This is a genomic window from Martinezella lusitana (genome assembly GCF_010668395.1).
Taxonomy (GTDB): Bacteria; Pseudomonadota; Alphaproteobacteria; order Rhizobiales; family Rhizobiaceae; genus Rhizobium; species Rhizobium lusitanum_A.
In genome coordinates, this window is the sequence record NZ_WUEY01000006.1 from 351,435 (window position 1) to 364,402 (window position 12,968).

Genomic DNA, 12,968 nt, shown 5'->3' on the forward strand with positions numbered 1-12,968 from the left:
GTTTCGATAGCATGGAAAGCGATTCCGCCCTATCCGAAATCCGGAGGCGGGCATCAGTCCAGAAGCGCCAGCACCTTGCCGCAATAGCGCTTGGAGATCGGGTTCATGCGCGTGGCGCCATGGCCGGCATTGTATTTGAGGATGGTGTTGCAGGTCGGGCCACCGCCGAGATCCTGCGCCATGGCAAGATATTTCATGCCGAACTTGATATTCGTCTCAGGATCGTAAAGCCCCTTGGCCCGGCCAGCATATCCCATGAGCCGCGCGGTTGCCGGCTTGATCTGCATGAGGCCGATCTCGCCTGCGCTACCCCGTGTTCTCGAGTTGAAATTGCTTTCGATCTTGATGACGGCGGTCGCCAGTTCAACGGCAACACCGTTCTGCTTGGCATATTTGGCAATCAATGCGGAATAGCGACTTTGCTGCGCAGAGGCGGAATCGGCATCAGGCAATTGGGCGGGAACACTGGGCATGGGAAAGCCGGTGGTGCGGCTGACGATCTTGAGTGGAACCGTTTTCTGCGTCGCATCCCGCTGGCCCGCAAAGGCGCAATCATATCCCACCAGCAGCACGCCCACGCATGCTGCAGCCGCAACAATCAAATTTTTCATGTAGTCTTTTGTCTCCAGGCGCGGGACCGCAAACGGCGTCAGCCGTCACGTCCGGCTGGAGGCAAAAAGAGCCGCCGGAGCGCACAGTCCCCATTTAGTCTTCTACGGCCGCGCGACACACAAACACAGACGGCGCGACCGCCGTTCAGCGAGCGCCGTTAGACCAATGCAATGCGGAGATAATAGGGAAAAGATGTGGCGTGGCAGGGAGTTACGCACTTTCCCATCCATAGCCGGCTATAAACACAGGCAGTAAAGTCGGGAGAATTACGAATAGTGAGGCAGCGCGGAGAGGAGGCGATGAAGCGTGTCGATCGTGGAAAAATCAGCAATGCCATCCACGCGCTCCTGGCGGAAATGACGCTGGAAGGCTTCGATGTCGCCCTTCAGCCTTTCCGAGAATTCCCCGGTTATTTCAGTGCCGTAGCCATAAAGCGAGAGCATGGACTGCAATGCCTCGATGGGCTGGCCCACATCGCCCTTCTGGAAGAACCGTCCGCCGGTGATCGGCGCCGGCTCGACCCAATGCCCCACACCTGCCTTAGCCAGCTTTGCCCACGGGAATTTCTCGCCCGGATCCACCTTGCGCACAGGCGCCACATCGGAGTGTCCGAGCACCCGTTCAGGCGCGATTGCCCAGCGTTGGCCGCAATCGCGACACAGTTCCACAACCGCTTCGATCTGTGCATCGGGGAAATCCGGCAAGCCGCCGGGATGGCCGGCATTGGCGATCTCGATGCCGATCGACCGCGAATTGATGTCGTCGTCGCCATGCCAAGAACTCTTGCCGGCGTGCCAGGCGCGACGCTCTTCCGGAACGAGCTGGACGATGCGCCCGTCCTCGAAGACGAAATAGTGGCTCGATACCTGGCTCTCGGCGCGACAGAGCCAATCCAGCGCTCCCTCGGCCGTGCCCATGCCTGTATAATGCAGAAGGATGATATCAGGCCGACAGCCGTCCCGCCGCTCGCCATGGTTCGGCGAAGGCTGCACATGGGCGCGAGCGAAATCGGCCTTGAATGCACTCATGCTGCGCGGCGTTCTTTCTCGATCTCGGCGTAAGCCGCATTCAGAGCTGCCATGCGTTCATTGGCGATGGCGTGGAACTCCTCCGGCACGCCGCGCGACACGAGGCGATCCGGATGGTTCTCGTAAACGAGGCCATGATACCGGCGGCGTATCGTCGGAAAATCGTCCTGACGCGACACGCCGAGCACCTTGTATGGATCGCCGCCGCCGCTGACATGGCGGGCCATGATCTGCTCGAAGCGCTCCTCGCTCGTATGGAAAATCTCGGCAACATGCTGAAGGAAGGCCATTTCCTTCTCATGGATCAAGCCGTCGGCCTTGGCGATGTGGAACAGGCCGTCAAGCACGTCCTCCAGCACCGGGCAATTCTGCGTGCAGGTCTCGCAAAGCGAGGAAAGCCGCTCCGCATAGGCCTCGTAGCCGGCCACATCCTGGCGCGCCAGATTGTAAAGGCGTGCGACGTTCTTGGCCTGATCGGGCGGGAATTCGAAGATCTCGCGAAACGCATTGACCTCGTTTTCCGTCACCACGCCGTCAGCCTTCGCCATCTTGGCCGAAAGCGCGATGATAGCGACGGAAAATGCCACTTTGCGGCGGGTTTCCGGGTCGCCTTCGAATACAGTGCGAATAGCCTCGACCACCGCCGACAGGGCATTGCCGGCCGTGCTACCGATAGCATTCAGCAATTTTTCCCAAAACGACATCGTGGTCCCGGTGGCTCCAAAACAGTAGAACACCTTGATCAAATTATGGTTGTCATTGCAAGCAGTCCATTCGTCGCAAGGCCGAAAACACTTTTCACAATTTGGTAACGATTGCGTACTTCGGGCCTCATCCGATTGAGCGCCAACCGCCCTCCAGTGGTAAAACAAACCGCGGATTTCTTAAATTCTTTACTTTACACCCATGCCCGCCTGTCGCATCCATTCCCACCGCAACCATTGAAGTAAAGCAGCTTGACTGCAAGGAGGATCCCCATGGCCAAACAGAAAGTCGCAATGCTCACTGCCGGCGGATTGGCGCCCTGCCTTTCGTCCGCTGTCGGCGGCTTGATCCAGCGCTATACCGACGTGGCGCCCGATCTCGACATCATTGCCTATCGTTCTGGCTACCAGGGAGTCCTGCTGGGGGATCGCATCAACGTGACGCCGGCCATGCGCGAGCGGGCCCATCTGCTGCATCGCTACGGCGGCTCGCCGATCGGCAACAGCCGCGTCAAGCTCACCAACATCGCCGACTGCGTCAAGCGCGGCCTGGTCAAGGAAGGTGAAAATCCGCTGCGCGTCGCGGCCGAGCGGTTGGCCTCTGACGGCGTCACCATCCTTCACACGATCGGCGGCGACGACACCAATACGACGGCGGCCGATCTTGCCGCCTATCTGGGCGCCAACGGCTACGACCTGACCGTCGTCGGCCTGCCGAAGACCGTCGACAACGACGTCGTGCCGATCCGCCAGTCGCTCGGCGCCTGGACGGCTGCCGAGGTCGGGGCGCATTTCTTCGATAACGTCAGCAACGAGCAGACCGCGGCGCCTCGCACGCTCGTCATCCATGAGGTGATGGGCCGCCACTGTGGCTGGCTGACCGCAGCGACCGCCCGCGCCTATATTCAGAAGAGCAGCGCCAACGAATATGTCGAAGGCTTTATGATGAACGCCGAGATGAAGGGCATCGACGGCCTCTATCTGCCGGAAATGGCATTCGATATCGAGGCCGAGGGCGACCGGCTGCGGGCGATCATGGAAAAGACCGGCCAGGTGACGCTCTTCGTATCGGAAGGGGCAGGCCTGGACGCCATCGTCGCCGAACGCGAAGCCGCCGGCGAAAGCGTGAAGCGCGATGCCTTCGGCCATGTGAAGATCGACACCATCAATGTCGGCGGCTGGTTCCAGAAGCAGTTCGCCTCGATCATCGGCGCCGAACGCTCCATGGTGCAGAAGTCGGGCTATTTCGCACGCTCCGCGCCGGCGAACGGCCAGGATCTCCACCTGATCCAGGGAATGGTCGATCTCGCGGTGGAAAGCGCGCTCAACAAGGTATCCGGCGTCACCGGACATGACGAAGGCCAGGCCGGCAAGCTGCGCGCCATCGAATTCCCCCGCATCAAGGGCGGCAAGGCATTCGATCTCTCCACGCCGTGGTTCGCCGAGGTCATGGACCATATCGGGCAGAAATACACGCAAGCCTGATTGATTGGCGATCTGTCGGACTGATCTGCGATCAAGCGGCCTGATCTGCGATCAAGCGGATTGACGGATCGCAAATCCGATGTCTTTGCTGGCGGCGAAAAGGAATAGGGAGGATTCCATGTCGATCGAAACCTGGCTCGCTTTCGCCGCCGCATCCTGCATCATGCTGGCCATACCGGGTCCGACCATCCTCCTTGTCATATCCTATGCGCTGGGCCACGGCCGCAAGACGGCACTGGCAACCGTGACGGGCGTCACTTTGGGCGATTTTACGGCAATGACCGCCTCGCTCGCCGGCCTGGGTGCCCTCCTCGCCACCTCGGCGACGTTGTTCACGATTCTTAAGCTGATCGGTGCAGCCTACCTCGTTTTCCTCGGAATCAAGCTCTGGAGAGCCCCCATCGTGACGGGTCCGATGGGCGACAACGATAATCTCCCAGAGGAAAAACCGTTAAAAATTATGTTACACGCCTATGTTGTAACGGCCCTCAACCCGAAGAGCATCGTCTTTTTCGTTGCCTTCGTGCCGCAGTTTCTCGACCTGTCGAAGCCATTTCTTGAGCAAACGCTTATTTTGGAGGCAACTTTCCTCACTTTGGCGGCATTGAACTCGCTGGTTTACGTGTTCGTTGCCGACATGGCACGCGGCTTCATTCGCAAGGCAAGCGTGCAACGCGCCGTCAACAGAACGGGCGGAACCCTGCTGATCGCGGCCGGTGCAGTGACCGCCGGATATCGCCGGATGGCCGCCTGAGACGGTGCAGGGTTGCAGCGCGATCACGGATAGGTTAATGGGGATTCATAATTTTATCGATCCTGTGACCGAATTTGGCGGTCCTGTGGCCGAATTGCATCGAAAATAGGTTTGGCTTTTCGAAAGTGACAGAATGGTAGCGATCGGATTTCCCAGCCTGAAGCGCAGCGTTGCCCTATCGGCAATGATGTGCGGCGCTCTTGCCGGGTGTGCGAGCACTCAGCAGCAGACGTCTCAGGCAGAACTCCCGTCGGCACACACCAACGTGCCGCATCCGAATACGACCCTGACCGCGACTGGCGTTGCCGCGTCTACGGGTGGCGTTGCAACGGCTGCCGCCGTGCCGGCATTCATCGGGCCGCAGCAGCCGCAACAACAGATGGCAATGGCAAAATCCGGCCGCGTTGCCCCAGGCGCGGTCAACACCGTCGCCGGCACCGTAAATCAGCAACAGGTCGATGCCGCACAGGCTCGCTTGGGCGCTCCGGTCACTGTTGCGGCGAATGTCCCCAATCAGGGAACCGCCGCAATTGCCGCAGCAACGGGCGTACCTGCCGCCAATACGTCGACAGCTGCCGCCTATGCGGCATCCGACGTACCGCTCGTGCCTTCCGTGGTCGCGATCCCCATGCCCAACCCGGCGCGTCCCGGCGATGCCGCCTTGACGCCGGTTTCGGCCTCCTTGGCTCAAGGCGAACCGACCATTCCGATGACGTCGGATGTCGCCGCCATTCAGGTTGCCGTACCCACGCCGCGTCCCGATTCCATGGCGCAGGCGGAAGTCGCCTTCGCCGCGCCCGCGCAGATCGGCCTTCAGCGCTATGCGGACAACCGCATGCACTATGATTTCAATTTCGACAGCAGTGGTCCGACGGTCGTTCCGGCCGTGATGACGACCACACCGAACTATGATTCCGACGTTCCGCCGGCGGAAAAGGGCTACGTATCGAAGCTCATCCAGAAATACGCCAAGCTCTATGAAATCCCGGAATCATTGATCCATCGGGTCGTTCACCGCGAAAGCCGCTACAATCCGAAGGCTTACAACCGCGCGGGCTATTTCGGCCTGATGCAGATCAAATACAATACGGCCAAGTCCATGGGTTACGAAGGGCCTCCGTCCGGCCTTCTCGATGCGGAGACCAACATCAAGTACGCCGCCAAATATCTGCGTGGCGCATGGATGACGGCGGACAGCAAGGCAGCCGAGAACAAGGAAGCCAACGCTGTTCAGCTCTATGCCCGTGGCTACTATTACGACGCCAAGCGCAAGGGTCTGACGGACGTCGCCAACGGCAATTACTGATTTACCGGACCATTCTGAAATGCCGGCCTGAAGCGCATCGCGATCTCACGAGATTTGCTTGCTGCGCTTCAGGCTTTTTCATTTCGCGTGCCACCGTCGAAAACCGCAGCATATCTTTGTGCGAAACAGGTTAATTCGAGGGCGGCTTTATCACATCCATGATCCGCTTCACCAGGATTTGCGGCCGATAGTCGGCCCAGGCCGGCGTCAGCCCCATCCGCACGACGACGAGGTTGGCAGATGGAACGATGGCGACCGTTTGGCCGTCGTGACCGGTCATCCAGAACGTATCCGCAGGCAGGCCGAATTGCGCATTCGAGCCGCCGGGACCTGCGAGCCAGGCCTGAACCTGTGAGTAAACGCCTTCGGAAGCCTTCGTCGGAGTGCGCATGGCGCCGACGAACCCTTCCGGCAGCAGCCGATGCCCGTTCCAGACCCCGTCCTGAAGCAGAAACTGACCGAAACGCGCCCAGTCGCGAGCAGTCGCGTAAAGATAGGAGCTGCCGACGAAGGTTCCGCGCTCGTCAGCCTCGAAAACGGCGCTGTACATGCCGAGCGGCCCGAAGAGCGCCTCGCGCGGATAGGAGATGGCGGCACTCAGGTTGGGCAGCCGGTTCATCCAGAGGCGCGACAGCAGAGTGGCGGTGCCGCTGGAATAGCTGAAGCGATCACCGGGCGCCGCCACCTGACGCGAATTGGCAGCGATGCTGGTCGTATCCGGGTCGAGATAGAGCATGCGCGTCACGTCCGAGACGTTGCCATAGGACTCATTGAAGGCAAGGCCGCTTTCCATGGCAAGGAGATCGCTGAGCTTGATATTCTTGCGTTCGTCCGTGCTCCATTGCGGCAGGAGATTCTGATCGTCGAAAGACATGCGTCCCGCCAGCATCAGGCGACCGATGATGGCGGCATTCACGGTTTTCGTCATGGACCATCCGACGAGGGGCGTTCCCTTGTTGAAACCATCGCCATAGGCCTCGGCGACGACGCGCCCTTCCTTGACGACGACGATCGCGCGCATCGCAGGCCCGGCCAGATCCGGATTCGATACGACATCGGCGAGCTTCGCGCCCTCCTCGCCTTGCCCGATATTGACGGCATCGCCGTTCGGCCACAGCGCATCGCTTTTCGGCGCCTTGACCCTGTTCAGAAACACGGCACTGCGCGCCGCCTGCAGATCGCCGTCGGGCACGGTCGTGCAACCGAGCGCACCGCGATAAAGCGCATGATTCGGGGCGAACAGCCCAAGGAAGCGGGCCGTGACCACGCCCTCGTCCCGATCGACCGAAACGCGAATGAGCTTCAGCGCCGGATTGCCGGGGGCCTGTACGTCATCATCAAGCACCTCATCCGGATCGCGTTTGGCGACGAAGGCGTTCGAACAAACGATCTTTGCCGCATAGCCATCGCCGACCTTGAGCAGTTCCGGCGGGGAAATGGAAAGCCAGACGGCTCCGCCGGCGACAATGATCAGCAGCAAAACAAAAAGAGCCCCGATCACTCTCGATATCAAACGCATGTAACACACCCTCCAAAAGGTACGCGGAGACAATCAGGAAACGCAGCAGGATGAAAGACCTATCATAGCAGCAGCTGCTCAAATATGCGCGGCGATGCATTTCTGCCGGATCCGCCAACAGGCCACGTCATCAGACTGTAGCATTGCCGGGTTACACGCCCTGAACTTCACAAATCGGTGACAAGACTCAGATGACGGAATTCGCTCCGGATGCCGGTCTCCAGAAGAACCGGAAACTCAAGGACGCTCTGCTGCAACACAAGGCTCTGTCCAAGGCAGGCCTGTCCGAACGCCTGTTCGGCATGCTGTTTTCCGGCCTTGTCTACCCGCAGATCTGGGAGGATCCGGATATCGACATGGAGGCGATGGAGCTTCAGCCGCATCATCGCATCGTCACCATCGGCTCGGGCGGCTGCAACATGCTCGCCTATCTCTCCCGCAATCCTGCCTCCATCGACGTCGTCGATCTCAATCGCCACCATATCGCGCTGAACAAGCTGAAGCTCGCGGCGTTTCGCTTGCTGCCGGGCCACGTCGATCTGGTGCGCTTCTTCGGGACGCCGGGCATTGTCGCCAACAGTCAGGCCTATGACCAATTCATCGCACCGCGCCTCGACACGGCAACCGCCGGCTATTGGGACGGTCGCGACCTTTATGGCCGTCGCCGGATCACCGTCTTTAACCGCAACATCTACAAGACCGGCCTCCTCGGCCGTTTCATCGGTGCCGCCCACGTCCTGGCGCGCCTGCACGGCGTTCGCCTCGACAAGATGACGGAAGCGCGCACCATGCGCGAGCAACGTCAGTTCTTCGATGAGGAAATCGCCCCGATCTTCGACAAGCGGGCCGTTCGCTGGCTGCTCGGCCGCAAGAGTTCGCTCTTCGGCCTCGGCATTCCGCCGCAGCAATATGACGAGCTTGCAAGCCTTGCCGGCGATGATTCCATTTCTGCCGTCTTGCGGCACCGCCTGGAAAAGCTCGCCTGTCACTTCCCGATGCGTGACAACTATTTCGCCTGGCAGGCATTCGCACGCCGCTACGCCGCCCAGCATCAAGGCCCCCTGCCCACCTATCTCAAGCCCGAAAACTATGCCGCGATCCGCGCCAATGCCGACCGCGTCGATGTGCACCACGCCAATTTTACGGAACTCCTCGCCTCGAAGCCGGCAGGCTCGCGCGATCGCTATATCCTCCTCGACGCACAGGATTGGATGACCGACGAGCAGCTCAACGGCCTCTGGGCCGAGATCACCCGCACGGCGCGCGAAGGCGCCCGCGTGATCTTCCGCACGGCGGCGGAAAAGAGCATTATCGAAGGTCGCCTTTCTCCGGCCATTCGCGATCAATGGGTCTATTTCGAAGAGCGCTCGCAGGAGCTTAACGCGCGCGACCGCTCTGCCATATACGGCGGCTTCCACATCTACGGGAAAAAAGCATGAGCCAGACGGATACGGGCACGGAAGCCAACGCGACGAGCCATGCCAGGCTGATGGACGGCATGTACCGCTATCAGCGCCACATCTACGATCTGACCCGCAAATACTATCTCTTCGGCCGCGACCGCACCATCGAGCACCTTGATGTGCCCGTCGGCGGCTCGCTGCTGGAAGTGGGCTGCGGCACCGGCCGCAACATGTTGCTCGCCTATCGCCGCTTCCCTTCCGCCCGCCTCTACGGCCTCGATATCTCCCAGGAGATGTTGATCTCGGCGCGCAATAATTTTCGCGGCTTGAAGCAGATGCCGGATTTCCGCGTTGCGGATGCCACCGCCTTTTCTTCGGCCGAATTCGGGATCGGCGGCTTCGATCGCGTCATGATTTCCTACGCGCTTTCGATGATCCCCGACTGGAAAAGCGCGATCGACGCAGCGCTCGATGCGGTCGCACCGGGCGGGGAGCTGCACATCGTCGATTTCGGCCAGCAGGAAGGGCTGCCGGGCTGGTTCGGGGCTTTGCTCAAGGGCTGGCTGAGGAAGTTCCACGTCACGCCGCGCGCCGATCTTCTGACCGTTCTCGAAGACAAGGCTCAAGCACGCGGCATGTCCCTGAAGGCCGAAAGGATCGGACGCGGCTATGCCTGGCGCGCCGTGGTGACCAGGCACAACGGCTGACCGACGCCAGGTTCCAGCGCGAAATCCGGCCTCAGAACGCGACAAGCATAAGAATTTGCTTGAAGATAACGCATTTTTTACGTTGATATGGTGAATAAAGTGGCAAGACCAGCTGGCAACGGTATGGTCTGCCGCTCTTTTGGATTTTCGGGGACCACATTACGGAAGCCAAGTCTTGGGGCAGCAAGATCACTCGCGCCATAACAGGATATCCATGCGCCGGCTTCTGGCATGCCTACTGCCGCTCGCCCTTTTCTTGAATGGCTGCACGACGGGTTATGACGCCCTCTCGACGACGGCCATTCCCAAGACCAGATTCAGCGATTTGAAGCCGCAGGATTTCGGCCGCGATCACCCGCAGCGTCATCCCATCCACGGCATCGACATTTCCAAATGGCAGGGCGATATCGACTGGCAGGCCGTGAAGGGCGCGGGCGTCGCCTTCGTCTTCATCAAGGCGACGGAAGGCAAAGACCGGATCGATCCACGCTTCACCGAATACTGGAATGAAGCGAGCGCCGCCGGCCTGCTGCATGCGCCCTATCATTTCTTCTATTTTTGCTCCACCGCCGACGAGCAGGCCGATTGGTTCATCCGCAACGTGCCGAAGGATGCCATGGCACTTCCGCCTGTCGTCGACGTCGAATGGAACCCTGGCTCTCCAACCTGCCGCACCAGACCGGACCCCGAAACGGTGCGAACGGAAATCAAGCGGTTCATGGATCGCCTGCAGGCCTATTATGGCAAGCGCCCGATCATCTATACTTCGGTCGACTTCCACCGCGAAAACCTTGTCGGTTACTTCAAGGACTATCAGTTCTGGGTGCGCTCGGTCGCCAAGCATCCCAAGGAGATCTACGCGGATCGCAGCTGGGCCTTCTGGCAATATACGTCCACGGGAATCATCCCCGGCATCAAAGGACCGACGGATATCAATGTTTTCGCCGGCTCCGAGCAGAACTGGCAAAACTGGGTGGCTGCAGTAGAGAAGCAAGGAAATTCTTAAGGCCGACTCCACTTCACTCTTGCTTATGTCACAATCTTCTGTGAAAGCGACCCTATTCTATCACCTAGGAAGGATCGCTCATGGATCGTCACACCATTCGACGCAGCGCTCTTGCGCTGCTCTTCGCTTCAACCATAACAGGTACAGCGATAGCTCAGAGCGCGACTCCAGCCACAGTACCGCCCGCAAGCAGCGCCGCCACTCCGAAAGTGGCCTGCGACGGCGACCTCGCATCCTTCCTGGCCGGTGTGAAAGCCGACGCCATCGCCGATGGTGCGAATGCCGCAGCGGCGGATAAGACCTTTGCCGGCGCGCAGATCGATCCGAAGGTTCTCGCCATGGACCGCAGCCAGGGCGTCTTTCGTCAGACCTTCCTCGAATTCTCGCAGCGCACGGTCAGCCAGGGTCGCCTGGATATCGGCCGCCAGAAGATCAAGCAGTATGCCGACGTCTTCGCCAAGGCCGAGAAGGACTATGGCGTCCCGCCTGGCGTCATCACCGCTTTCTGGGCCATGGAAACCGACTTCGGTGCCGTGCAGGGTAACTTCAACACGCGCAACGCCCTGGTCACTCTCGCCCACGATTGCCGCCGGCCGGAGTTCTTCCGCCCGCGCCTGATCGCGCTGATCGAATTGGTACAGCGTGGCGATGTCGATCCCGCGACTACGACAGGCGCATGGGCCGGCGAAATCGGCCAGACGCAGATGCTCCCGCCCGACATCATTGCTTACGGCACGGATGGCGATGGTGACGGCCACGTTAATTTGAAGACAAGCGCGCCCGATGTCATTTTGACCACGGCGAGATTCCTCCAGCATCTCGGCTTCATACGTGACCAGCCCTGGCTGCAGGAGGTAGCTGTACCGGACAATCTGCCATGGGAAAAATCCGGCATCGGCGGTACGCTCACAGCCGGCGACTGGTTCAAGCTTGGCGTCAAGCCACGCGATGGCAATACGAATTTCGCCTCGCTGCCGGCCGCCCTCATCCTGCCGCAGGGCCGCAAAGGCCCGGCTTTCCTGACCTATCCGAACTACAACACCTATCTCGGATGGAACCAGTCGTTCATCTACACGACGTCAGCCGCCTATTTTGCCACGCGTTTCTCCGGCGCTCCTCCCTACAACAAGGGCACGCCTGAGCAGGGCCTGAACGATGTCGACATGAAGGCGCTTCAGACGAAACTCGTGGCACGCGGCTACGATGTCGGCAAGATCGACGGCATCCTCGGCTCGGGCACGCGCGTTGCCATCCAGAAGGAACAGTTCCGCCTGGGCCTGCCGGCCGACGGCTGGGCGACTTCGGCGTTGCTCAACGCCCTCTGATTTCCTTCCTCTCTCGACCGGAAAAGGCGGCGCCAAGCCGCCTTTTTTTGTTTCTGCTCACCACTCGTCTTCACACGAATCCACAATCGCATACCGCCGCAGGAAACGGGTGGAGGAGCAGCCTCTTCCAGTTTAGACAGGCTGAAAGAGGAGAGCATTGCGATGAATGACGAGAACCGAATGAGCGCCTCGACATGGGGGCTGCTTTTGCTGCTGGGGCTGATCTGGGGCGGCTCATTTTTCTTCGCCCGCATCGCCGTTCACCACGTTCCGCCCTTTACCCTCGTCCTCTTGCGCCTGTCGCTCGCGGCCGTGGCGCTGCATCTCTATCTTGCCGGCCGCCTCGGGATCTATCAGTCGCTACGGCGCCATTGGCCGCAGTTTCTGTTGCTGGGGCTGATCAACAACGCCGTACCGCATGTGCTGATCTTTTGCGGCCAGACGCAAATGGGCGCCGGCCTCGCATCCATCCCGAACGCGACGACACCGATCTGGACCGTTCTGATCGGCAACCAGCTGACGACCGACGAGCGCCTCACATCCGCCAAGCTGGTCGGCTGTCTCACAGGGCTGCTTGGAACCCTGGTGCTGCTCGGCCCGAGCGTGACCAGCAGCGGTTCGGTTCCCCTTTGGGCGCTATCGCTGCCAATCCTCGCAGCGATCTCCTACGGCTTTGCGGCAATCTACGCCAAGCGCTTCAAAGGCATCGCACCGCCGGTCGTGGCGGCGGGACAGCTGACGGGCTCCTCGCTCATCATGTTGCCGGCCGCCCTGATCGTCGACCAGCCCTGGACGATTGCCACTCCGCCGCTGACGGCAATTGCCGCCATTCTCGGCTTGGCGCTGCTTTCGACCGCCTTCGCCTATATCCTCTTTTTTCGCATCATCGAGCTCGCCGGCGCTACCAATGCTTCGCTTGTCACGCTGCTGATACCACCGAGCGCGCTCCTGCTCGGCTTTCTCTTCCTGGATGAGCGGATTGGGCCTGCCGAAATCGCCGGTATGCTGTTGATCGCCGCAGGCTTATTGGTCCTGGATGGAAGGCTCTACGCCTGGCTCAAGGGCGGTTTGCGCCCGAACAGAGCTTGAACTCGTGCAGTTTGTTCACAGCCGAGCCAA

The 12,968-nt window shown here is 60.3% G+C and carries 12 protein-coding genes; 8 read left to right on the forward strand and 4 right to left on the reverse strand.

The annotated features are described in order from the left end of the window. Window positions 1-53: 53 nt before the first annotated feature. From GR212_RS16875 to GR212_RS16885, 3 genes are all read right to left on the reverse strand, one after another. Window positions 54-611: a lytic transglycosylase domain-containing protein gene (locus GR212_RS16875; protein ID WP_163987718.1), complete on the reverse strand. Its 558-nt coding sequence runs from the start codon at window positions 609-611 to the stop codon at window positions 54-56. A gap of 267 nt (window positions 612-878) precedes the next feature. Further along, window positions 879-1,640, reverse strand: a complete 762-nt coding sequence (locus tag GR212_RS16880; RefSeq protein ID WP_163987719.1) for an N-acetylmuramoyl-L-alanine amidase — start codon at window positions 1,638-1,640, stop codon at window positions 879-881. Beyond that, window positions 1,637-2,344 (reverse strand): J domain-containing protein, encoded by a 708-nt coding sequence (locus GR212_RS16885; RefSeq protein ID WP_163987720.1) that lies wholly within the window; start codon window positions 2,342-2,344, stop codon window positions 1,637-1,639. Before GR212_RS16885 ends, GR212_RS16880 begins: the two co-directional genes overlap by 4 nt. Window positions 2,345-2,617: 273 nt before the next feature. Between GR212_RS16885 and GR212_RS16890 the strand changes: the two genes are divergently transcribed. The 3 genes from GR212_RS16890 (at window position 2,618) to GR212_RS16900 (ending at window position 5,889) form a co-directional block, all read left to right on the forward strand. Beyond that, window positions 2,618-3,829 carry a pyrophosphate--fructose-6-phosphate 1-phosphotransferase gene (locus GR212_RS16890; protein ID WP_163987721.1) on the forward strand — a complete coding sequence of 404 codons (1,212 nt, stop codon included), beginning with the start codon at window positions 2,618-2,620 and terminating at the stop codon, window positions 3,827-3,829. Between the two features lie 118 nt (window positions 3,830-3,947). Beyond that, window positions 3,948-4,583, forward strand: coding sequence for a LysE family translocator (locus tag GR212_RS16895; RefSeq protein WP_163987722.1), 636 nt, complete (start codon window positions 3,948-3,950; stop codon window positions 4,581-4,583). Window positions 4,584-4,716: 133 nt separating this feature from the next. Beyond that, window positions 4,717-5,889, forward strand: coding sequence for a lytic transglycosylase domain-containing protein (locus GR212_RS16900; RefSeq protein ID WP_163987723.1), 1,173 nt, complete (start codon window positions 4,717-4,719; stop codon window positions 5,887-5,889). A 130-nt stretch (window positions 5,890-6,019) separates the two neighbouring features. On the opposite strand, the gene GR212_RS16905 is transcribed toward GR212_RS16900, so the two are convergent. Beyond that, window positions 6,020-7,408: a serine hydrolase domain-containing protein gene (locus tag GR212_RS16905; protein WP_163987724.1), complete on the reverse strand. Its 1,389-nt coding sequence runs from the start codon at window positions 7,406-7,408 to the stop codon at window positions 6,020-6,022. A 191-nt stretch (window positions 7,409-7,599) separates the two neighbouring features. Here GR212_RS16905 and GR212_RS16910 point away from each other — a divergent pair, with 191 nt between their 5' ends. From GR212_RS16910 to GR212_RS16930, 5 genes are all read left to right on the forward strand, one after another. Then, a complete protein-coding gene (locus GR212_RS16910; protein WP_163987725.1) occupies window positions 7,600-8,847 on the forward strand; it encodes a DUF3419 family protein in 1,248 nt (415 codons plus the stop codon). Beyond that, on the forward strand, window positions 8,844-9,518 hold the full coding sequence (locus GR212_RS16915) for a class I SAM-dependent methyltransferase (RefSeq protein WP_163987726.1): 675 nt from the start codon (window positions 8,844-8,846) through the stop codon (window positions 9,516-9,518). The genes GR212_RS16910 and GR212_RS16915 overlap by 4 nt, the downstream gene beginning before the upstream one ends. A 214-nt stretch (window positions 9,519-9,732) precedes the next feature. Then, window positions 9,733-10,524, forward strand: coding sequence for a glycoside hydrolase family 25 protein (locus GR212_RS16920; RefSeq protein ID WP_163987727.1), 792 nt, complete (start codon window positions 9,733-9,735; stop codon window positions 10,522-10,524). A gap of 80 nt (window positions 10,525-10,604) precedes the next feature. After that, the gene (locus tag GR212_RS16925; RefSeq protein WP_163987728.1) at window positions 10,605-11,849 is read left to right on the forward strand and encodes a lytic murein transglycosylase; all 1,245 of its coding nucleotides are present in this window, start codon (window positions 10,605-10,607) and stop codon (window positions 11,847-11,849) included. A gap of 162 nt (window positions 11,850-12,011) precedes the next feature. Continuing rightward, window positions 12,012-12,938, forward strand: coding sequence for a DMT family transporter (locus GR212_RS16930; RefSeq protein ID WP_163987729.1), 927 nt, complete (start codon window positions 12,012-12,014; stop codon window positions 12,936-12,938). The last annotated feature ends 30 nt before the right edge of the window (window positions 12,939-12,968 follow it).